This is a genomic window from Planococcus sp. S3-L1 (genome assembly GCF_030063085.1).
Lineage (GTDB): Bacteria > Bacillota > Bacilli > Bacillales_A > Planococcaceae > Planococcus > Planococcus kocurii.
On the sequence record NZ_JASISN010000004.1, the window covers coordinates 72964 to 95043 of the forward strand.

Annotated in this window: 26 protein-coding genes; 7 read left to right on the forward strand and 19 right to left on the reverse strand. The window is 40.1% G+C overall.

From position 1 onward, the window contains the following. Positions 1 to 31: 31 nt before the first annotated feature. Positions 32 to 1114: an NAD(P)H-dependent flavin oxidoreductase gene (locus QMF37_RS05805; protein ID WP_143039508.1), complete on the reverse strand. Its 1083-nt coding sequence runs from the start codon at positions 1112 to 1114 to the stop codon at positions 32 to 34. Between the two features lie 139 nt (positions 1115 to 1253). Here QMF37_RS05805 and QMF37_RS05810 point away from each other — a divergent pair, with 139 nt between their 5' ends. Then, the gene (locus QMF37_RS05810) at positions 1254 to 1514 is read left to right on the forward strand and encodes a hypothetical protein (protein ID WP_283477176.1); all 261 of its coding nucleotides are present in this window, start codon (positions 1254 to 1256) and stop codon (positions 1512 to 1514) included. 377 nt (positions 1515 to 1891) lie between these two features. Here the strand turns inward: QMF37_RS05810 and QMF37_RS05815 are convergent, their stop codons facing one another. Then, positions 1892 to 2740 carry a VOC family protein gene (locus QMF37_RS05815; RefSeq protein WP_071153467.1) on the reverse strand — a complete coding sequence of 283 codons (849 nt, stop codon included), beginning with the start codon at positions 2738 to 2740 and terminating at the stop codon, positions 1892 to 1894. A 133-nt stretch (positions 2741 to 2873) separates the two neighbouring features. Between QMF37_RS05815 and QMF37_RS05820 the strand changes: the two genes are divergently transcribed. After that, positions 2874 to 3203, forward strand: coding sequence for a winged helix-turn-helix transcriptional regulator (locus tag QMF37_RS05820; RefSeq protein ID WP_058386492.1), 330 nt, complete (start codon positions 2874 to 2876; stop codon positions 3201 to 3203). 54 nt (positions 3204 to 3257) lie between these two features. Here QMF37_RS05820 and abc-f read toward each other — a convergent pair whose 3' ends face one another. Together abc-f and QMF37_RS05830 are read right to left on the reverse strand one after the other, a co-directional pair. Continuing rightward, positions 3258 to 4889 (reverse strand): ribosomal protection-like ABC-F family protein, encoded by a 1632-nt coding sequence (abc-f, locus tag QMF37_RS05825; RefSeq protein ID WP_283477181.1) that lies wholly within the window; start codon positions 4887 to 4889, stop codon positions 3258 to 3260. Between the two features lie 92 nt (positions 4890 to 4981). Further along, entirely contained in the window at positions 4982 to 5119 is a 138-nt protein-coding gene (locus tag QMF37_RS05830; RefSeq protein WP_156423932.1) for a hypothetical protein, read from the reverse strand. Positions 5120 to 5290: 171 nt separating this feature from the next. On the opposite strand from QMF37_RS05830, the gene QMF37_RS05835 reads away from it, so the two are divergent. Beyond that, the gene (locus tag QMF37_RS05835) at positions 5291 to 5602 is read left to right on the forward strand and encodes a hypothetical protein (RefSeq protein ID WP_071153464.1); all 312 of its coding nucleotides are present in this window, start codon (positions 5291 to 5293) and stop codon (positions 5600 to 5602) included. Between the two features lie 32 nt (positions 5603 to 5634). Here the strand turns inward: QMF37_RS05835 and QMF37_RS05840 are convergent, their stop codons facing one another. From QMF37_RS05840 to QMF37_RS05855, 4 genes are all read right to left on the reverse strand, one after another. After that, positions 5635 to 6576, reverse strand: coding sequence for a magnesium transporter CorA family protein (locus QMF37_RS05840; protein WP_071153463.1), 942 nt, complete (start codon positions 6574 to 6576; stop codon positions 5635 to 5637). Positions 6577 to 6633: 57 nt separating this feature from the next. Beyond that, positions 6634 to 6801, reverse strand: coding sequence for a hypothetical protein (locus QMF37_RS05845; RefSeq protein WP_169835249.1), 168 nt, complete (start codon positions 6799 to 6801; stop codon positions 6634 to 6636). A 76-nt stretch (positions 6802 to 6877) separates the two neighbouring features. Further along, positions 6878 to 7291 (reverse strand): NUDIX hydrolase, encoded by a 414-nt coding sequence (locus QMF37_RS05850; protein ID WP_316833999.1) that lies wholly within the window; start codon positions 7289 to 7291, stop codon positions 6878 to 6880. Positions 7292 to 7465: 174 nt separating this feature from the next. Beyond that, entirely contained in the window at positions 7466 to 7939 is a 474-nt protein-coding gene (locus QMF37_RS05855) for a GNAT family N-acetyltransferase (protein WP_283477187.1), read from the reverse strand. 386 nt (positions 7940 to 8325) lie between these two features. Between QMF37_RS05855 and QMF37_RS05860 the strand changes: the two genes are divergently transcribed. Further along, positions 8326 to 8493, forward strand: coding sequence for a transposase (locus QMF37_RS05860; protein ID WP_143039512.1), 168 nt, complete (start codon positions 8326 to 8328; stop codon positions 8491 to 8493). A 67-nt stretch (positions 8494 to 8560) separates the two neighbouring features. Here QMF37_RS05860 and tatC read toward each other — a convergent pair whose 3' ends face one another. From tatC to QMF37_RS05885, 5 genes are all read right to left on the reverse strand, one after another. Continuing rightward, positions 8561 to 9415 carry a twin-arginine translocase subunit TatC gene (gene tatC / locus QMF37_RS05865; RefSeq protein ID WP_283477190.1) on the reverse strand — a complete coding sequence of 285 codons (855 nt, stop codon included), beginning with the start codon at positions 9413 to 9415 and terminating at the stop codon, positions 8561 to 8563. Between the two features lie 10 nt (positions 9416 to 9425). Further along, positions 9426 to 9650: a twin-arginine translocase TatA/TatE family subunit gene (gene tatA, locus QMF37_RS05870; RefSeq protein WP_058386499.1), complete on the reverse strand. Its 225-nt coding sequence runs from the start codon at positions 9648 to 9650 to the stop codon at positions 9426 to 9428. An 18-nt stretch (positions 9651 to 9668) separates the two neighbouring features. Continuing rightward, entirely contained in the window at positions 9669 to 11381 is a 1713-nt protein-coding gene (locus tag QMF37_RS05875; RefSeq protein ID WP_078080089.1) for a GMC family oxidoreductase, read from the reverse strand. 19 nt (positions 11382 to 11400) lie between these two features. Continuing rightward, positions 11401 to 12153: a gluconate 2-dehydrogenase subunit 3 family protein gene (locus tag QMF37_RS05880; protein WP_071153459.1), complete on the reverse strand. Its 753-nt coding sequence runs from the start codon at positions 12151 to 12153 to the stop codon at positions 11401 to 11403. Positions 12154 to 12316: 163 nt separating this feature from the next. After that, entirely contained in the window at positions 12317 to 13111 is a 795-nt protein-coding gene (locus tag QMF37_RS05885) for a LysM peptidoglycan-binding domain-containing protein (protein ID WP_058386502.1), read from the reverse strand. A 240-nt stretch (positions 13112 to 13351) separates the two neighbouring features. Between QMF37_RS05885 and QMF37_RS05890 the strand changes: the two genes are divergently transcribed. Beyond that, on the forward strand, positions 13352 to 14851 hold the full coding sequence (locus tag QMF37_RS05890) for a BCCT family transporter (RefSeq protein WP_071153458.1): 1500 nt from the start codon (positions 13352 to 13354) through the stop codon (positions 14849 to 14851). 40 nt (positions 14852 to 14891) lie between these two features. Here QMF37_RS05890 and QMF37_RS05895 read toward each other — a convergent pair whose 3' ends face one another. Next, on the reverse strand, positions 14892 to 15878 hold the full coding sequence (locus QMF37_RS05895) for an NAD(P)/FAD-dependent oxidoreductase (protein ID WP_058386504.1): 987 nt from the start codon (positions 15876 to 15878) through the stop codon (positions 14892 to 14894). 342 nt (positions 15879 to 16220) lie between these two features. Here QMF37_RS05895 and QMF37_RS05900 point away from each other — a divergent pair, with 342 nt between their 5' ends. Beyond that, the gene (locus QMF37_RS05900; RefSeq protein WP_058386505.1) at positions 16221 to 16661 is read left to right on the forward strand and encodes a peptidylprolyl isomerase; all 441 of its coding nucleotides are present in this window, start codon (positions 16221 to 16223) and stop codon (positions 16659 to 16661) included. A 213-nt stretch (positions 16662 to 16874) separates the two neighbouring features. Here QMF37_RS05900 and QMF37_RS05905 read toward each other — a convergent pair whose 3' ends face one another. From QMF37_RS05905 to QMF37_RS05925, 5 genes are all read right to left on the reverse strand, one after another. Further along, entirely contained in the window at positions 16875 to 17603 is a 729-nt protein-coding gene (locus tag QMF37_RS05905) for an amino acid ABC transporter ATP-binding protein (protein ID WP_283477202.1), read from the reverse strand. Further along, a complete protein-coding gene (locus QMF37_RS05910) occupies positions 17600 to 18244 on the reverse strand; it encodes an amino acid ABC transporter permease (RefSeq protein ID WP_058386507.1) in 645 nt (214 codons plus the stop codon). Before QMF37_RS05910 ends, QMF37_RS05905 begins: the two co-directional genes overlap by 4 nt. A gap of 58 nt (positions 18245 to 18302) precedes the next feature. After that, positions 18303 to 19088, reverse strand: coding sequence for a transporter substrate-binding domain-containing protein (locus QMF37_RS05915; RefSeq protein ID WP_071153456.1), 786 nt, complete (start codon positions 19086 to 19088; stop codon positions 18303 to 18305). Between the two features lie 113 nt (positions 19089 to 19201). Next, entirely contained in the window at positions 19202 to 20293 is a 1092-nt protein-coding gene (locus QMF37_RS05920) for an AI-2E family transporter (protein ID WP_071153455.1), read from the reverse strand. Positions 20294 to 20383: 90 nt separating this feature from the next. Next, on the reverse strand, positions 20384 to 20665 hold the full coding sequence (locus QMF37_RS05925) for a hypothetical protein (protein ID WP_071153454.1): 282 nt from the start codon (positions 20663 to 20665) through the stop codon (positions 20384 to 20386). A gap of 289 nt (positions 20666 to 20954) precedes the next feature. On the opposite strand from QMF37_RS05925, the gene QMF37_RS05930 reads away from it, so the two are divergent. Next, entirely contained in the window at positions 20955 to 22058 is a 1104-nt protein-coding gene (locus QMF37_RS05930) for an S-layer homology domain-containing protein (RefSeq protein ID WP_071153453.1), read from the forward strand. The last annotated feature ends 22 nt before the right edge of the window (positions 22059 to 22080 follow it).

Below are 22080 nucleotides of genomic sequence, written 5' to 3' on the forward strand. Positions count from 1 at the left end.
GAAACTCGAGTATCACTTTGACCAGTTCACTCTACAAACCTGATTCGTTTAAAATTGTTTCTGCTTCTTCTATAATAGCTCTAACAATGTCCACGGTGGCCATTTCCTTATGCAGGCCTCTAGTAGATTGCCCTGCCCATAATGACATAAATTCTGGATTGTTAGATTTTGCAGCCGCTGAACGAATATCTTTTGTGAATGTGTTTTGAGAAGGAAATGGCAATGGCTCTATACCGCTTTGTTCAAATTCTCGTATAAAGCGATTTTTAATCGCGCGTGCGGGTCGCCCAGAAAAGCTTTTAGTTATAATTGTGCTTTCCTCGTCACTTTCAACTATCGCTTTTTTGTGTGCTGGATGTGCTCCAGATTCTTTAGCGCTAACGAAACGAGTACCGATTTGAACTCCTTGAGCCCCGAGAACTAGTGAAGCGACAAGGCCACGTCCATCCACAATACCTCCTGCTGCAATGACTGGAATTCCAACTGCATCTGCAACCTGTGGAACTAAAGACAGCGTACCCACCTGTGCACCTGACGGATGAGTAGCAAGAGAAAACGTACCGCGGTGACCTCCCGCTTCACTTCCTTGCGCTACGACAATGTCTGCTCCACAACTCTCTGCCTGTTTTGCTTCCTCTACGGTCGTAACCATCACTATAATTTTGACCCTTCGCGCTTTGGCCACCGCCATCTGTTCAGCAGATAAACAGCCAAAAGCTGTACTGATAATAGGTACTCCTTCTTCAATACAAATAGCAAACTGTTCTTCGCTCCAATTAGGTGACGAATAAGTTGACTGGAGGTTGCCAATAGCTAGTTCTGAAAAGAAAGGATTTAATACTTTTTGCACTTCTGCTAACCGGCTAAAATCGTCTTTTACTGGGGCTGCAAAAATATTAACACCAAACGACTTGTCAGTTTTCGATTGAATTTCTTTGATGGCTTGTCGCATAGCGTTCGGGGCCATATACGCAGCCCCTAAAGTGCCGAGTCCCCCTGCATTACTAACTCCAACAACAAGTTCAACAGTTGTCGTTCCCCCCGCCATACCGGCTTGAATAAGAGGGTAATCGATTTTAAGCAATTGACAAATTTCTGTTTTCAATAAAATCACAGATAGTCCCCGCCTCTCATTTGATTGCATGTTGCTAATGCTCTCAGTATCTCGTAAACAGCAATATACAGCAACAAGGAACTTTTTTACGAGATGCAACGTTTGGTATAGTAAGCAAACACAAAAGGCGGGATTTACTATGAAGGGATTCCTTTCATTTTTAGGCATCACTTTAATTGTTGGAGCATGTGGATTAATTCTCTTAACTTTTTACGGCAATCCTTTAGAAAAAGCGATCAGCCAAGAAAGTATGTACGCATATACCGAAACACGTGAGAATCGTGTTCCTGAGATACCTGAAGAAAATCAAATAACATCAAAAATTCCTGTGCAAGCAGCATTTACTACTACAGCCTATACCTCATTAGACAATAGTTGCATCGTAGTTTCTCAGAATTAGTAAAAAGGGGCTGCCGCAAAAGATCATAAACAATGATTTTTTACGCGCAGTCCCTTTTGCATGTGACAGCATGACAGCAAAGCTTACGAAAATAAATTGATGATACAAGTTTCAGGCAAACGCAAAACTGAAGGGGAAAGCGTGTTCGTTTATTGAGGGCAATCGATCGTTCGGGAAATTTCACCTGTGTAGTCTCGAAAAAGGACAAACCGAGTTTACGCTTGTGGCATTGGCCCACAAGCTTCTGAAAGTAGCTGACACCCATAACTACTTTCTATATTCTCGACGGCAATTCAAAAAGCAGGCGGAGAAAAAGGAACTTTTTTTCTCCGCCTGTCTTATTTTAGAGATTTATGGGGCAGTCCTTTTTACTGCAATCAAACAACTAAACGAATACTATTTCCTGATGGATCTTTAACTTCCCAATACTCATCCCGTTTGATTATTTCTGTTCCTCGTGAGCGTAAGTTTTCGATTGCTTTATCACGATTTTCCTTCTCCATTATTAATGTATAGTAATTCAACCCGGCTTCTTTCTCAGGTAGCGCGGGAATTCCTTCACCATTCCACATATTCAACCCAATATGATGATGGTATTTTTGATCTGCGACAAATAACGCTTGCCGCCCTAACCTCGAAACGACTTCAAGCCCTAATCCTTCTGTATAGAAGTTTTTAGCTTCTGTTAAATTCGAAACATGTAAATGAATATGACCCATAACCGTTTCAGCGGGTAGTCCACACCAAAGCATAGGAGATTTCTGAGCTTCCTCAATTAAACCTTGTGCATCAATTGGTTCTACCGCCATCGATACTTCCTCATTACGCCAATTCCAATGATCTGGTGTACGGTCTCTATAAATTTCGATGCCATTGCCTTCTGGGTCTGATATATATAACGCTTCACTAACTAAATGATCAGACGAACCTAATTCAATTCCTTGTTGATGAAGGTGCACAAGAATTTTCCCTAGTGCTTGTCGAGTCGGTAATAAAATAGCTAGATGATACAGCCCAGTGTAACGACCTTGTTTCGATGAAATCCCTTCAATTACTTCAAGTCTAACCAATACATTACCGCCAGCACCCAGTGCTACTAAATGCGGTTCTTCGGAAATCACTTCAAATCCAATTACCTCTGTGTAAAACTCTTTCATTTTCTTTATATCGACTACTTTCAATCCGATTTCACCTACATGTGTAACGGGCTTGTTGTGAAAATCCATTGCTTTTAACCCTCTTTTCAATTAGTTACTTTATGTAACTAACTATATTTTAAATACTTAATTACGTCAAGTAATTAAATTCTTTTAAAATAGTTGGCATTTATGCTACTATGTTAGAAAAGGAGTGATGAGCATGGATACTTCCATCATCTGCCCTCGTTTCGAGACAGCTATTTCCCTGCTCAGTCAACGCTGGACTGGGCTGATTATTTACCAACTACTTTCTGGATCCCAACGTTTTAGCGAATTAACCGAGATCATTGGTATCAGTGGACGGCTGTTATCTGAACGACTGAAAAGCTTGGAAGCACAAGGCTTAATTACACGCACAGTTTATCCTGAGACGCCTGTACGGATTGAATATGCTTTAACCGAAAAAGGACGGTCGTTACAACCTGTTATGGATGAAATTCAAAATTGGTCGCAAGTATGGATAGATCCTACTGAAAAAAGCAACGAATAATTTTGTGGATCATTAGCAAAAGAGCTTATCCGAAAATCGGATAAGCTCTTTTTTTTATTCGATAGAACTTGCTACTTTTTCTCTCGTAGTCGAATAGCCTCCCTCAAATCGTTCAATTGTTTCATTTTTGAGCCAGTAAGTAACAGGAAATAGCTTATCTAAAAAATAACGATCATGTGAAACTGCAATAATCGTTCCTGAAAAATCACTTAACGACTCTTCCATCACTTCTTTTGCTTCTAGATCTAAATGATTTGTCGGTTCGTCTAAAATTAGTAGATTATGATGTTGATGCATCAACTGTGCGAGTCGCAACCTCATTCGCTCTCCACCGCTAAGCTGTCGCACCGGTTGAAATACCATATTGCCAAAAAACAAAAATTGAGCGAGCATTGGACGTGCATCGTATTCCGAAACAGCAATTGCTTCACGAAATTCTTCTATAACGTTTCTATCATTATCCATCTCTAATGTGTATTGAGATAAATAGCCAATTGATAAGTTACTTCCTAACTTTACATCTCCGGCATCAGCTGACTCTTTCCCAACCATCATGTTTAGCAATGTCGTTTTTCCTGTCCCATTTGAGCCAACAATCGCTACTCGTTCTCCGTAACGGATATGCATTGCAATGTCTTGAAACAGCATACGCTCTCCAAATTCTTTCCACACCCCATCCAGATGCACAACATCCTTGCCACTACGTCCGTCTATTTTCAAATTTAATGCCATCTGTTTTTTCGATAACAGAGGACGGTCGAGAACTTCAATTCGGTGTAACGCTTTTTCCATGCTTTTCGCTTGCCGATGCATACCTGCATTAGGCGGATTTGCTCGATTGGCCCATTCTCTCAATCGTTTGATTGCCTCTTTCATCTTTTGAATTTTCTTTTGCTGGTCTTGATAGTGCTGAAACTCTACTAATAAGCGAGCTTCCCGTTCTTTTACATAGCTCGAATAATTTCCTGTGTATTGAATCAACTCACCTTGTTCCAATTCCCAAATGTGCGTAACCGTTTCATCCAAAAAATAGCGGTCGTGAGATACAAGGACAATCGTTCCTTTATAATGGCTAATAAATGAACCGAGCCATTCAATCGCGTCTAAATCTAAATGATTTGTCGGCTCGTCGAGCAGGAGCAAATCTGGTTTTTGCAAAAGTAACTTTGCCAACCCCACTTTCGTTTTTTCACCACCGCTTAACTGTCCCCATTGTGCAAATTTTAACGACTTAATCTTTAACCCGTTTAACACTTGGTCGATTCTCATGTCGATGTCGTAACCACCGCGTTGAATAAAATCATCTTGCATCGCTCCGTAACGAAGAAGAATACACTCCATTTCATCGGGATCGACAGTTTCCATCTGCTTTTCCATCTTCGTTAACTGCTCCTGCAAAGCATTTAACGCTAAAAACACAGCTTTTAATAATTGTTCTACCGTTTGCTCTGGCTGCTCATCAGGGGATTGTTCTAACAGACCGATCTTACTGCCTTTTTTCCACGTCACGACTCCTTCAGTTGGCTGCAAAGTTCCCGCGAGTACATTTAATAGCGTTGACTTTCCTTCTCCGTTTCTTCCGACAAGTCCAATGCGTTGACCTTCTGAGACTTCTCCTTTTATATGATTGAATATTTTTTGCGTTGCAAAATGGCACATTACTTGTTGAAACTGGCTAATAATCATTATGCTCTTCCTTCCTAATGAAGAGACATGCACACAAAAAGGCACGCCAAGAGGCATGCCTTTGTCAAAATTCGATTGTAGGCAGATGTCTCTTACTGGTAGTATTCACTCGATTTTGTTGGCTGAAAAAAGACAGATTTCTCCCGTCCAGCTACTCCAGTGAAAGTAACGCCATGAAGAATGTAGAGATATTCTTGACATTCTGTCATGCGCTTACCAGTTTGATTCATCTTACCCACCTCCTTAATGTATTGTTATCATCATACAATTTCATATCCAATTCGTCAATAATTCGTCAGAATATTCTTCCTTCAACTGAATTCATTGAAAGAAGTAGGGATAACTCTTAAGAAACGGGGTAATGATAATTAACAGCGGTTTCTCAGAAAGGTGGTCAGAATATGTCTATGTATTCCAGATTAACTTTTGATAATGACACCCGAAAAGTAGAAAAAGCTTTAAAAAAGTACGAAGACAAAAAAACGGAAGCTTTGGTTTTACTTGCAGAAATTGACATGCTCGAGAAGATGGAAGATGTCCAAGATGCGGAACTGTGGAAACGACAATCCATGAAGGAAAAGCTTGTTGCTGTAGAACGTCAGCGAAGGGACTTAGTAGAATTGGTTACAGATTACGTAGAAAAACATGGAAACCAAGACCTTTACGTTTATACGGAGTTGCTGCAAGAGCTAGAAAGAGATAAAGCAACATAAAACCACAGCGGGGCTATTGCCTCGCTGTGGTTTTATTTTTTCCCGGATGTAGTTCGACCAATAGACTGTAGAATATCTCCCATCCACCCTTTTCGCTTTAGATAAAGATAAAGGACAAAGGTAGTACCGATAATCACCACTATCGACATGATATAGCCTATCTGCCATTTTAACTCCGGCATGTTCTCAAAATTCATTCCCCAAAGAGCTCCCCACGCCATAACCGGCGTAAATAAGGTAGTTAGTACCGTTAACGTTTTCATAATTTCATTGCCTCGGTAATTAGCTACTACATTTTCGATATCAACCATGTTATTCACTTCATCTTCATACGCGTTAACGAGCATAACACAGCGATCAATCCGATCAGCCGTGCGTTGGTATTCGACTTCTTCTGCAACTTTTTTACCGAAAGTTTCTTTAATCGCCATTTTAATTTCTTGAAATCCCATAATTAAATGTTTCCACAATAAAATTTCATGCCGAATATTCTCAATTTCTCCTAAGGTTTTCTTATTATTTTCTTCTTTGATTGCCCATAGTAAATCATGCAAACGTTCCTCAAAACTATCTATTTTATGTAAGATGGAAGCAACCATTTCTCCAAGAATAATATTCATTATTTCTATAGTAGAAGTGGCGTTTTCCATTTGACGCAAAATTTCATCTTTCTCCAAATCAGCATCTTGTTCAAAATCAATTTTATTCGTGACGAAGACCTCTTCTGATAAGTAAAAGTGAAAAACTTCACGTGAATCCTTGGATTTTGCGCTTTGTCGGTAAATCAATGATCCCCATAGTGCTTCTTGGCCACGATCCACCGTGTGAGTATGAAGTATATTAACAGCCGTATTTTTCGACTGGTCGATCCAATTGTGCATTTTTTTATTTTTAGGAAGAAATTTGCGGAAATTATAATCTTCAACGCCGTCTTCCTCATGCCAAATTGCATGTTTAAACGTATATTGCGGCATTGCTATGTCCCCTTCCTATTCAATACGATGCAAAAAGCAAGCCAGTACATGGCTTGCTTACTCTTTTTGCGGTGTATGATCTCTGTATTTTTCATTTGAGTTTTCTTCGTATTCCAAATCTCTGTTTGGCATCGGGTCCATTTCCTTTTCAGGCGGCATATTTCGACGTGGCTCAACTTCTGGAATCAGTCTTTCACCTTCTTTTTTTCCCTGGTCGTTCTTCATCCAAAACACCTCCTTGGATTGTTGTTATACCATAATTACCCGTTTTGATTTTTTATAATCCAAGAAAATCAATTGATTAATGCACTGCTAAAGATTCGATCAGCGCTGCGTCATCCGGATAAGCCAGCTCTAATTCTCGTAGTTCAGCTATAGATTTCCAAGCTACATCTGTAATCCACTCATCTTCAGCGTGAAGTACGATTTCGCCACCCGTTACTTTCACTTTAAAATAAGTAACTTCAAACGATACGGCCGAGTCCTCGTATTCACCAGTTCTAGCATCCAATTTCTCTATAATTTGAACCGTCAATCCGGTTTCTTCAAAGAATTCACGCATGCAGCATTGTTCTGCCGTTTCCTTGCCTTCAATACCGCCTGCTGGTACCGTCCATTTCTTTTCCTCACCAGGTATGCCTTGTAATACTAATAATACTTCGTTTTTTTCGTTGACACAGACACCTGCTGCGCCTTTCCAATTTGACATTTTCATGTAATCTCTCCTAAAGTCTATTTCGATTTGAGCAGTTTCTTGTCCTCTAAAAGAAGTACTATGCTGCCAGTTGTTTTTACCGTACCACATATTTCAGCGCGCTAGACGAGCTTATGCAAATAATTTTAGACAAAACAAAACGACTTACTCTAGTAAGCCGTTTTGTTGGGTATATTACTCTGCCTTTTTTCGATGTTCCTGCTCTAATACGATTCCATGAGTTGCCTCTGGTAATCCCAAATCTCCAGAAAATCCATTTGCTCTGTAAAAGGCATCTGCAACAGAAGAATCTGTCCGAACAACAAGCTCATGGAAATGTCCTTTTGCATCTTCAATAATTTTCTGTAATAGTTTTGTGCCAATCCCTTGTCTGCGAGCATTCGTAGAAATATAGAACCTCCGCAGTCTCCCTACACTTTCTTTACTGGAATAAGGATCACGGTTTAATCCACCGATAGCTACCAAATGATCCTGGTGATCCCATACTCCATATAACACTTCGGCGGTTTTATTGAATGTATTGCTCCCATCTTCGTACTGATCGACAAGTCTTCTTAGAAAACGATAGCCTTCTGCTTCACTTTCTTCCACTAGCTTTGAGACATCCATTGCTTTTAAGTCTTGGATTTCTTTGATTTCTACTGTCATGTCGCATCCTCCTCATTATGGATATTCACTTTCCACTTCCGAATTCTCTGACGCTTCCCTACTCTTTCAGTGTATAGCAGATATAGTTTAATTGCCATTAAATATCAGAATTTTCATTCAACTAAAATAAGGACTGTCCCAAAAGCCATGAAAAGTGACTTTTAAGGGGTAGCCTCTTTGTGCATTTATGAGAAAGGACAAATGTCCATTCCCATCAGCTATTTTAGACATAAATCAGGAGACAAAAACCGTCCATTTCTGTAAAATGAAAATCCCCATCCCCGCCTTACAGAAAGACCGATTTTATGTGAAATCCGAAGATGACTTCCCCAAAGGACAGCACGGAAAAGTATTGATGGACGTCCTCTTTGAACAGATAACGCAAAATTGACCGAGAAAGTGTGTTCGGTCCTATCAAAGGCAATCGGTCGTTCCGGCGATTCCTTCTCCGGGACCTCCATAAAGTACACGCGGAGGTCAAGATTATGGCATGGACCCACAATCTCCTGAAAGTAGCTGGCATTTACCAACTGCTTTCAAGGCGCTCACTATAAAAACAGACGAAGAAAAGAAATGCTTTTTCTCCGTCTGTTTTTAGGGACTTATGGGACAATTCTCTTTTTATTGAACGGTTTCTTCTCGTATCGCTTTTTTATCTTCTGTTTTCTTGATGATGAAAATACTCGCTTCATAAAGACCTGCCATTGGAATCAACACTAACAACTGACTCAAAAAATCCGGTGGAGTGATCAAAGCTGAAACAATGGCCAACACGAGATAAGACCATTTTCGGACCTTTTTCATTGAAACGGAAGTTAATATGCCAATGGATGATAAAAATAAAGCGATAATCGGCATCTCAAACAGTAAACCTAACGGAACGGTTGTCATAATCAAAAAGTGAATGTATTCATTTGCTGAAATCATGACATCGAAATTCGCCATCCCTAAACCAATCAAAAATTGAAAACTGAGCGGATTGACGATAAAGTAACCAAATGCCAGTCCCAAAACAAACAGTAAAAACATGACTGGAGAGTAAAGACCTAGAAAACGAGCCTCTTTTTCTTCAAGTCCTGGTTTAACAAATTGCCAAATAAAATGAATTAGAAATGGTAAAGACAATCCTAAAGCTAATGTTGCGGATATTGACGTGTAAAATTTAATAACTTCCAAAGGCCCTAAAATAACCAAATTATTTCCCTTAACAATATAAGGAAACCAAAAATTTAACGTTGAGAAAACAACTAGTAGGAAGAACAAGAAAACAATCACACTTTTAATAAGTTGCTTTCTCAATTCTCCTAGATGGTCAACTAAATTTTCCACTCGCATTTCCGGTTCTTCCTTGGGCTCTTCTGGCTTTTGAACAGGAGATTCCGTCACCTTTTCCGAAGTCTCCTCCGCAGGGTTTTCTAACTGTTCTGCTTTTTTATGCAGTGGACTTGTTAATTTTTTGTCTCCATACGGATCCATTTAACCACCTTCATAATTTCTCAGATTTTTTTAAGTCTTTATCCTCGACCTTTTCTTTTTTGACGGTTTCTTCGTCATCGTCATCCATTAAGCCTTTTGTTGAACGCTTGAATTCAGAAAATGTTTTCCCGACTGCTCCACCGATTTCGGGCAATTTTTTTGGTCCAAATATAATTAAAACAATGACTAAAATAATGATTAAGCCCGGCACGCCAATTGAAGCTAATCCTCCCATGTTGTTCTTCCTCCTTTATTAGACGAGTGATCCGCCTTCGCGGCTATAACGAATAATACCTTCTGCACAACGGTAAGCCAGTGCTCCGACAGTTCCCGTTGGATTGTAGCCGCCATTATGAGCAAAATTCCCAGCTCCTATAACAAATAAATTTTCTGCATCCCAGTGTTGCAAGAAGTTATTGACTACACTCGTAGCAGGATCTGCGCCCATTATCGTTCCACCCGTATTATGAGTAGTCTGATACGGCACGATGTCATAATCTGTAATCTCTCCACTTGCAGCAACTGTTTTCGCACCCATTTCTTTCACAATTCCAGCTGCTTTTTCCGTAATATAGCTGTGAAGTGCACGGTCTTGGTCTGTAAAGTTATATGTCAGTTGCAATAATGGAACGCCGTAAATATCCTTATACGTATCATCAAGTCCTAAGAAGTTCTCTTTGTGTGGCATCGAAGCTCCTTGGCCACCAACACTTAAGGTTCTTGTAAAGTTCTCTATTGATGCTTTTTTAAATTCTGCGCCCCACGACGGGGTTCCTGGAGGTGTCGGGTTAGATAGAATTGGCCGAGATCCAGTTTGAGTTGAAGACAAGCTCGCACCGTGAATAAAATCAAGATCTCCATGGTCAAAGGTGTCGCCATTAAAATCATCTATCGTCATGCCAAGAGCTCCTGCGCCCATAAATGTATTCATTTGTTCGTCAAAAAATCCTGTAGCACCCGGAAGAATTTGATATGCATAATTTTTACCTAAAGATCCTTGACCTGTTTCCGGATCGTATTGCTGACCGATGTTTGAAACCATTAACAATTTGGCATTATTCATGACGTAACTGGTCAGAACAACAACATTTGCAGGCTGTATAAATTCTTCGAACGTGACCGTGTCGTAGTACCTTACGCCCGTTACCTTGTCTCCTTCTTTCATCACTTCGACAACATTTGAATTGAATCTGACATCATAATTACCCGTTTCTTTAGCTGTTGGCACAACGGTTATCTCCGGTGAAGTTTTAGCCCCGTACTCACAGCCAAAGCGCTCACAAAATCCACAATATTGACAAGCGTTGATTTTCTGCCCATCTGGATTTTCGTAAGCTTCTGATAAGTTAGCAGAAGGCATCATAAACGGTGAATAACCCAAACTAGTCGCTGCTGTTTCAAAACGTTGCAAAATGGGTGTTTTTTTCATGGGTGGCGTTGGAAAGTCACTTGATCGCTTGCCCCAAAACGGATTTTTATCTTCTCCTGAAAGACCAATTGTTTTTTCAAAACGGTCAAAATAAGGCTCTAACTCGTCATAAGTGATTCCCCAATCTTGAATGGTGTAATCAGCCGATAGTTTATTTGCGCCGTATTTTTTATCTGTCATGGTTTTTATTTCAAAATCATACGGAAGAAAACGCCAGGTTTGACCATTCCAATGCGTTCCTGACCCCCCTAATCCTTCACCGAGTAAAAATGATCCTAATTGACGCATTGGCAATGCGCGTTGCTTACGATTATTTCGAAACGTCAGTGTCTCCTTCGACAGATCCTGCATCAACTCATAGCGGACAGCGTAACGGTATTCATCGTGGACCATACTAAAATCCGCAGTGCCACGCTCACGACCACGTTCTAGTCCCACCACTTTCAATCCTTCTTTTGAACATTCAGCAGCAATAATACCACCTGTCCACCCGACTCCTACGGTTACTACATCAACGCCTTCCAAAGTTGTCACCATATCGATTCCCCCTTTTCAGTTAATGATTCATGCCAAGAGATTTCGGTTTGATTTCTACAAAATCTTCACTTTCGATGTCTTTAATATAAGCAAGCTGATGTCCAGGAAAGCCTTTCATTTGCCAGCCATCCATATTGGCATTTCCACCATAAATCGGATCAGCATAAGCTCCCTCTAAAGTTGCTTGTCTCAATAATCGGAAAAAGAACTGAGATTCAACACCCCTCATTTTAATTTCATTTTCTTGGAAAGCTGTTAAAATTTCATCCATTTGTTCGCCTTCTAAATCAACAAATTTAGTTTTAAACCGACTGTCGGCTTCTTCTTGCATTAATTGAATGCCTTGTATAAACATCTCATTTCGCTTTAATCGACTTTGATAACCTTGTGTAGGCTCCCCTTGCGCAAATGGCGCCTGCATGTATTCTTTCGAATTTTCACCGTAGCTACCTGCTAGTTGATTATCAATAAAATAAGGCACAGCTAAACCAATTGCACCCGGTCCTAAATCATCTTCAGGAAAAATTCGCTCCGTAGCTTGAGACAAAACTTCAAAATCTGCCATACTTTTAAAAAACGTTAATCCTCTAATGCTACTAGAAGCTTCTTTCGTTCCACCTGAACTGCTAGAAGAATCTGTCGCATTGTCTTGCTTGTTTGTATTCGCGCCAATTAATCCACCAATAATCCCTCCGCCAATTAAAGCACCTGTTGCAATACCTGAAGTTTTTAGAAAATCTCGCCGAGAAAAATTCTTATCTTTTTCCGCCATTTCACAAACCTCCTTTTTATTTTAATATTCTGAATACAATTACTATACTCCTTTAATACCGTTTTTTGCAACCAGACTAGTAAAAATCAATTTTTTTACATAAAAAAGATCAAAAAAAAGAAGCCAAGGGAGTGGACACCTCGGCTTTGTAGCATAGTAATGTTTAGTTTAATACTTTAATAGTAATGTTTTTACGTCCCCAGTTTAGGGCTTCGCCTTGCGTTGGGATAAAGACATCAATTTTATTACCTTTAATTGCGCCACCAGTATCTCCAGCGATCGCTTCTCCATATCCTTCTACCCATACTTTAGAGCCCAGTGGAATAACTGAAGGATCTACTGCGATTACTTTTTGGTTTGGATTTGCACGAAGATCAATTCCTGTTGCAGTCGTACCTGAGCATCCTGCGCAATAAGCTGTATAAGCTGTTGCAGAAACTGTCATTGTTTTACCAGCTTGCGTTGAAGCTTGTGTTGGTGCTTTTTCAGCAGGTGCACTTGCTGGCGTTGGTGCTGGTGCAGTAGATTTTGCTGGTGCAGATGCTGTTTTAGCAGGTGCTTTTTCAGCTACGGCAGTTCCGCCTTTAACTGTCAACGTATCACCTGGGTAAATCATGTAGCCTGAAATACCATTCCAGCTCGTTAAGCTATCTAATGAAATTCCGTGTGCACTCGCGATTTCGAATAATGTATCGCCTGATTTTACGGTATATGTCGAGCTATCTGTTTTTGGTGTTGCTGCCTGCCCATCAATTTCAAGTTCTTGACTTGGCAAGATCAAATCTGAAGATAGATTATTCCATCCCTTTAAGCTTTCTACCGATACGTTCTTATCTTGTGAAATCCCCCAGAGTGTATCCCCTGATTGAACTGTATATGACGATGAAGCGCTAGCTGTAGTAGCTGCTCCCACACTTAACACTGCAATAGCAGTTAGTGTAACGATATGTTTTTTCATAAATTGAAATTCCTCCTTTTCACTAACAGGAATGATCATAACACCTCGACATGTCAAGAACATGACAGAACGACAGATAGAATATCACAATTTCATGACACAGATTTAAACTTTATTACAAACTGTAATAAAACTAAGGGATTTCTTAGACTTATTAACAAAAAAGTTCTACAGCGTTTATTCCATTGAAATTAGGGAAACTTAAAAAGTTATTTAACGAAACTTAAAGGAGAGAGCTACTTGAAAAATGTTACGGTTGTTTTTTGGACTTCATTATTAATTTGTTTAGGATTGGTTGTTTGGGGGTTGTCTTCACCTGACAGTTTCAAGTCACAAACAGGGGAATGGACTGTGGCGATTTCAAATACATTCGGCTGGTACTACCTTCTGACGGTTTTTCTAATTCTAGCTTTTTGTATTTATTTAATTTTTTCTAAGTTTTCAACGTTAAAGTTGGGGAAACCTGAAGACAAACCAGAATTCTCTCTCGTTTCTTGGTTTTCAATGTTGTTTAGTGCAGGAATGGGTATGGGGTTAGTTTTCTGGACTACAGCCGAGCCAATTTCGCACGCCTTCATTAGCGCCCCAAAATCTGAACTCGGATCTAACGAAGCAATTCAAGAAGCAATGCAATTCTCATTTTTTCATTGGGGTCTGCATGCATGGGCAATTTACGGAATCGTCGCGTTGGTTTTGGCTTATTTCAAATTCCATAACGATGCACCTGGGTTGATCAGCGCGACGTTAATTCCTTTGTTCGGTGAAAAACTAATGGCTGGACCACTTGGTAAAATGATTGATGTGTTGGCCGTCTTTGCAACTGTTATCGGTGTAGCTTCAACACTTGGATTCGGATCTGCTCAAATCAATGAAGGAATTTCGTTTCTTTTTGGTACCCCCAATACATTTACATTCCAAGTGTTGATTCTTGCGGTGGCTACAGTTCTTTTCATCGCTTCTGCTTGGTCCGGTATTGGTCGTGGCATTAAATATTTGAGCAATATTAATATGGTTTTGGCGTTTGTTCTACTTCTTCTGTTATTGATTGTTGGACCTACACTTTATATCTTCAATTCGTTCTCTGATGCTATTGGCGGTTATTTAACAAACTTCTTTTCCATGAGCTTTAATCTCGAGCCAGTTAATGAGGAACGTCGTACTTGGGTTAATGCCTGGACCGTATTTTACTGGGCTTGGTGGATTTCATGGGCGCCGTTTGTCGGTATTTTTATCGCTCGTATTTCGCGTGGGCGCACAGTTAAGGAGTTTATGCTAGGTGTTTTACTAGTACCTTCACTCGTTTGTTTCATCTTTTTCGCAGTATTTGGCGTTTCTGCATTGAATTTAGAACAAAACAATATTGCCAAAATTTCTGAGTATAGTTTAGAAACAGCCACTTTTGGTGTATTGCAATATTATCCACTTGGAACTTTACTATCCATTATTACATTGGTTGTTATCGCCATCTTTTTTATCACTTCTGCCGATTCAGCTACATTTGTTCTCGGCATGCAAACGACCGGTGGCATGTTGAATCCGCCAAATTTGGTGAAGATTACGTGGGGCTTAATTCAATCAGCAGTTGCCGCAATCGTTATTTATACCGGCGGCACACAAGGTCTTCAAAACGCATTAATCATTGCGGCATTACCTTTTTCACTCGTTATTATTTTAATGGGCATTTCATTTTTAAAGGCTGCTTCATATGACCCCCTCGTAAAAAACAAAAAAAGGCAATAAAAGATCCGGCACCTTTAAAAGGTACCGGATCTTTTCTCTTTTATTTGAAAACGCTCGTACTATGCAATGGTTGAACTTTCGATTTTGGATCCAAATAAGATTTAGCGTTGTTGATGGCTGTCGGTGCTTCGCCGAAACCTACCGCGATTAATTTCACTTTGCCATCGTACGTGGCGATGTCACCTGCCGCATAAATACCCGGAATACTTGTTTCCATCTTAGAATTAACGATGACGGAGTTTTTATCCATCTCAAGACCCCATTCTTTAATGGCACCTAGAGAAGTGATATTACCGTAGTTACAAATTACATGATCGACTTCAAGGCGTTCTTCGTTGCCCTCTTTATCAATCAGTATAAGCTCACGGACCTGGCCGTTTTCACCGACCAACTCTTTGACACCAAATGGCTTTTTCACCTCTACTTTTGATGCCATTAAGACATCAATGTTTGCTTCGTGTGCAGTCATTTTCTCTCTGCGGTGGCTTAGCGTTACATGCGAGGCGACGTTTTCAAGCATCATCGACCAGTCGACTGCTGAATCGCCTCCGCCTAGAACCACTACTTTTTTATCGCTGAAGACCGTTAAATCTTTTACGCCGTAATGCAGCGATTTCCCTTCGAATGCTTCGCATCCTTCAACTGCAAGTTTGCGAGGTTGGAATGCTCCAACGCCAGCAGTCAATAAAATTACTTTTGTGTAATGAAGACCTTTGTCTGTTTGAATCACAAAATGATCACCATGACGTTCAGCAGCTGTTACCGATTCCTCTAAACAAATTTCAGGATCTCCATATTTTGCTTGTTGAACTAAATTGTCCACTAAATCTTTTGCTAATATTTTGGGAAATCCACCAATATCGTAAATGAATTTATCCGGATATAGTTCAGTCAGCTGACCACCAAGCTGTGGCAAACTGTCAATAATTTTCACTTTCATTTTGCGCATACCGCCGTAAAAGGAAGCAAACAAGCCCGTTGGCCCGCCGCCGATAATCGTTATATCAAAAACTTCGCGTTCTTCCATTTATAACACTCCTAATCTACTCAATACCTATATCCTATCATATTTACCCCTATTTCACGCCATTGGACTTATGACGGAAATTAAAAAAAGAAAAGTTTGAATACTCTGTATTCCATTCATAACCTGGAGGGTAGATACAGATAAAAGGATGAATGCAGCGGACTTAGGACTTAACAAAAAGTAGTTGTCGTTATGAAAGGTTTAGGTAAAGCAACAGCATTGGGATTTGCTTGTCATAGAAGGCGGTTCATTAAAAGCCTTACAATGTGGCAAATGATTATACAGCCACCCAAAAAATCGATATACTGGGAAATGAACCAATTATAAAGGAGATGTTTACACATGGCGAAAAAAGGACACATCCACATGGAAAACGGCGAAATCATCGAATTCGAACTTTTCCCGAACGAAGCACCCAACACGGTTAAAAACTTTGAGGACCTTGCAAACTCAGGTTTCTACAATGACGTAACATTCCACCGCGTAATTCCTGGCTTTGTAAGCCAAGGCGGCGACCCAACTGGTACTGGTGCTGGCGGCAGCGGCAAAACAATCAAATGTGAAACTCAAGGCAACCCACGTAAGCACCAAGCAGGAAGCCTTTCAATGGCACATGCTGGTAAAGACACAGGTTCAAGCCAATTCTTTATCGTTCACGCACCACAACCGCATCTTGACGGCGTTCACACTGTTTTCGGCCAAGTGACTTCAGGACTTGAAACGGCTAAAGCAATGAGTAATGGCGATAAAATGACAAAAGTTCACGTTTTTGACGAAGAATAAAAGCGATTGAACGCAAACCGGTCTGGATTCCCATCCAGACCGGTTTTTTGTCCGATGTTTTATTCCATATTTTTCAAATACTATCGGGTTTGTTGTAAATACTGTCGGAATGGAATGAAATACTGTCCGATTTGAGCAAATACTGTCCAATTCACACCAAATACTGTCCAAATGCTAAAATCCATAAAAAAATACGCCCAGAGGCGCATTTCTCTACAATACTTTACTCAAAAACGCTTTTGTCCGCTCATGTTGTGGATTGCCGAACAATTCTTTCGGTACGTTTTCTTCAACAATATAACCTCCGTCAATAAACAACACGCGGTCACCCATTTCAGCGGCGAATCCCATTTCATGTGTCACGACGACCATGGTCATCCCTTCGCGCGCTAGTTGCTTCATAACATCTAGCACATCGCCTACCATCTCCGGGTCGAGTGCTGAAGTTGGTTCATCAAAAAGCATAATTTTCGGATCCATTGCCAGTGCGCGAGCAATTGCCACACGCTGCTTTTGACCGCCGGAAAGTTCGCCTGGATACGCCTTCGCTTTTTCACGAAGTCCAACTTTGTCTAACAATTCATAGGCCTTTTTCTCAGCGGATTTTCTGTCCCCTTTTTTTACTTTCATCGGTGCTAGAATGACGTTTTCCAAAACCGATTTGTGAGGAAACAGATTAAATTGCTGAAACACCATTCCGACGTCTTGACGAATTTTATTGATATCTACTTTCGGATTTGTAATATCCGTTTCTTCGATATAAACATGACCACCTGTAATTTCCTCTAGTCGGTTTAAGCAGCGAAGAAAGGTGCTTTTTCCCGACCCAGAAGGACCAATAACACAAATCACTTCTTTTTCTTCTACAACGGTACTCATATCTTTTATAACTTCCAGCTTGCCGAATGATTTTTTTAAATTTTCTACTCGTATCATAGTCATCGTAAAACAAACTTCCTTTCTACATAGCTCGCCAGCATGGAGAGCAAGTATATGATGACGAAGTATATAATTCCTAGGATTAAGTACACATTAAACGCGTCAAATGTGGCGCTGGCCTGAATACGCCCTTCTTGCGTCAAATCTGCCACCCCAATGACTGACAGCAAGGAAGTATCTTTCAGTGAAATGATTGCCTGGTTCGTAATTGTCGGCAACATGCGTCTGAAAGCTTGAGGCAAAATGATATAGCGCATATTTTGCGTTGAATTCAATCCAAGTGACCGCGCAGCTTCTGTCTGTCCTTTATCAATCGACTGAATACCTGCACGAATGATTTCTGAGAAGTAAGCACCTGCATTAATCGCTACCGTTACAATACCAGCAGTCGTATTATCCAAAGAAATAAAAGCTAAAGAGTTCAAACCAAAATAGATAAAGAATAACTGGACAATAAATGGTGTTCCGCGAATCGCATCAACAAAAATTTTCGCAATCCAATTTAAAATTTTCAACGGTGCCAGTCTAAACAACGCAACAATTAAACCGATTAAAAATCCAAGGACAATGGCAATCGCAAATATATATAACGTTACTTTCAGACCTTCCATTAAATATGGAAAGGCATTAACAATCGTATCCATTTTCACATCTCCTTTGAATAAAAAAATGCAGCGCGCTTATGCGCGCTACATTTTTAGTTTATTCTGCGATGTACTTCGCTAAAATTTTATCGTACTCACCACTGTCGCGTAATTCTTGTAGACCTGCATTGATTTGTTTAAGAACTTCTGCGTTTTCACCTTTTAGTACAGCAATTCCGTATTGATCTCCTGTTAAACGTTCGCCTGCTGTTTTCAAATCAAGTCCACTTTCCGCAATAGCATAAGCAATAACTGGGTAATCTTCTAGCAACACAGCTGCGTTACCATTTGAAACTTCTTGGAACATAGATGGGCTATCTTCGAACTGTGCTACTGTGTAGCCATATTCCGCTTCGTTATCACGAGCAAACTGAGCACCAGTTGTCCCACTCTTAACAGCTACCGTCTTGCCTTCAAGATCTTCTAAAGAATTAATTTCTTCATTATCTGCTGCGACAACAAGAGACAAACCTGCATCAAAATAAGGATCAGAAAAGTCTACTACTGCTTTACGCTCATCTGTAATACTCATACCAGCAATCGCAACATCCAATTGATCTGCTTGCAAAGCTGGGATAATTCCGCCAAAATCCATTGGGCTGAATTCAATTTCAAAACCTTGGTTTTCAGCAATCGCTGTAATCAAATCGATATCGATTCCTGTATATTCTCCGTCCACTTCAAATTCGAATGGCGGATAAGTTGTGTCGATTCCTACTGTGTATTTTTCTGCTTTACTGCTTCCGTCATCACTTGTCGCATCTTCTTCAGCTTCATCTGATCCACAGGCAGCAATGACGAATATCATTGCTAGCAATAGTGCTAAAAGACTCCATTTCTTCATTTTAAATCCCCCTTTTTTCAATTTTCAATCCTTCTGAACATTAATATATCACAATTTTCTGATTTTCAGAACCTTTGATAGAAAATAACTAACATTTAGCAAAAATAAAGGGACTAAATGACCTCTTTGTTAGCAACTCCTCTTTTTTTCCACAAACGATTAAATAGTCGAAAGTTATGAACGAGCGTTTTCACTACTGCATATGTTGGAATAGCAATCAAAATGCCAATAAATCCATACAAAGCACCGGCAATCATTAGCAACAAGATGATTGTCAACGGATGAATGTTTAATCGGTTGCTCATAATATTGGGTGTCACCAAATTCCCTTCAAGCTGCTGTACGACTAGTAAAACCAAAACCACCTTTACCGCCATCCATATATCGCCACTCATTAAAGCAACAAACAGGGCAGGAATAATCCCAATCAGCGGACCTAAAAACGGAACGATAATTAAGAACATCGCAAAAATTGCTAAACTAAGGGCATAATCCAATCCAATAAGTAAATAGCCGATATACATGAAAGTCCCAACAACCGCAGCAACAATCGCTTGACCGACAATAAATGCAGAAAGGGTCCGATCAATATCCTTCAATAGTTTTTTGCCTTCCGGCTTATGTTCCTCAGGCAAATACTTTGTTAAATGCGGAATAAACTTTTCGTCATCTTTTAATAGAAAGAACAGAACAAAAGGGACAACGATTAGCACAATCGCAACATTCATGACTGTTGTTAAAATAGTCATGACATTATTTAATAAGCTTTCTGAAAGATTTTCCAAAAAGTTCAAAGCTCCTGCTTTTATCTCCGGACCTGTAACTCCACCTAATTTAAAATCAGCCAGTAAATCATTCGATTCCTCGGTTACTTCTTCAACTTTTGAAGGCGCTAAGTTCGCCAAACTTTCGACTTGATTGGTGATGACAGGACCGAAGAAATAAAGCAAGGTAGATAAAGTTAAAATAATGATTGCAAAGACGATTCCAATTCCTATAATTTTAGATACATAACGCATCAGTACCTTCACAAATGGACGCAATAGGTAATAAAGAAGTCCACCGATTAAAATAGGGGCAAAAATAGTTGCGACGATGATTTGCAATGGCTCAAAAATATAATCGATCTTTCCTAAAAAGAACAAAGTAATGGCAACGAGCAAGATTGCCGTTGTGTATTCAAAAAACGGTTTTTTAATCCACAAAGTTTTCCCCACCTCTCTTTTATCCAAAGAATTTCCGACACAGAAAAGCGAAAGCAAAAAGAACTTTTGCTTTCGCTCGTGGTCATCTTTTTAGTTATCTTCTTCAAGCTCTCGCATTTCTTTATGAGTTTGTGGAAATGCATTGGCTTGCCATTCATCCCGGTAAGCTGAGTCTAACTGAGACAGACCCTTCTCAGCGGAGTCATCTAGAGCATCTACACTTTCGCGTTCGTCAATTTCTGAACTATTGTACATATCTATATCCGGTTCTACACGCACTGCATTTCTTTCTTGGTATGCGCGGTAGACAAAAATTCCAGAGGCCGCTGCAAGTGCGCTGCCAATAAGTGTGTTCATTGTCGATTTCTTCATCCATAATTCCCCCATAAAAATACATATATTTTCTCACTTCCTTTTATATACCCGTTATCTGTTTTCTAAACTAACTAAACAGAACTTAGCTCGCTGTAAATTTTCTCTCATAACAGGATTCCGCCTAGAACTACCGCCTCGTTTTTTGTATTTATCTTTGAACACAAGCACTTTAGTGATATAAGCGTAGCTGGTTAAATTAATCTTGATTTATTATTTTATATAACAATTATTTGTTACTTTTATCTTTATGATGTGGTAAAATAAGATCAAATAGGGAGGGATCAATATGAAGACTTTGTTGTCTTTAATTGCTGCTGTCATCCTGATGTTCAGTTCGTTTTTGTCTCCCGCCAAAGCGATTGTTTTGTTTGATGATGTGTATGCCAGCCACCCGTTCGCTTTTGAAATTGCTTACTTGTACGAAGAAGGAATCATCAACGGTTACCGTGATGGCACCTTCCGACCAAACGATCCTGTTACACGTGCCCACGCTGTCGCGATGATTGGACGTGCCTTAAATTTAGACGACACTTCCCGCTCGACCGGCTTTAGAGATGTATCCGCCAATAATCGGTTCTCAGGTTATATCGCTTCGGCCGTTGAAGAGGAAATCGTTTTCGGTTTCCCGAACAATTATTTCCGCCCAAACTGGACTGTCACTCGTGCCCAAACGGTTGCAATGCTTGACAGAGCCTTCTATTTTCCAGAAGCTCCGGCTAATACGTTTAAAGACATGAGTGCAAATCATTTTGCATTTGATGCCGTATCAAGACTTGCCCACCAAGGTGTTGCACGTGGCTATTCGAATAATACGTTCCGCCCCGATGTTCCAGTAACGCGCGCTCAATTTTCTGCATTTCTGGCACGCGCGATCGAGCCGTCTTTTATTCCTGAAAAACAGAAATTGCTTATGACAGCTAACGACATTTTGGCGGATCTGAAAGCCAAAAAATTTAGTGACGTGGCAACTTATGTGAGTTCAACAGATGGATTAACTTTCTGTCCTTACAGCGGTGGCTGCATCGATAGTGGTGGCGTCACTTTTACCAAAGCACAGTTACCTAACTTTATGAAAAACTCCACTAATTATCTATGGGGTTATCAAGATGGTAGCGGATTTGAAATCAAGTTGACACCAGCTAAGTATTACAGTGCGTACTTGATGAATGCGACCTACACCGCTAAAGAGCGATATGGGCAGACCATCCAACCAACTACACACGAGTTTATTCATCAGCTGTATCCTCAAGCAACGATTGTCGAATACTATTACCCAGGTACAGACCGGTATGGACAAATGGATTGGCAAAGCCTGAATATGGTATTTGAAAAGAACAGTAGTGGTGATTGGCAGTTAATAGCGATTGTCAACGATCGCTGGACAATCTAATTGCACCTAATAAGTAAAAAAA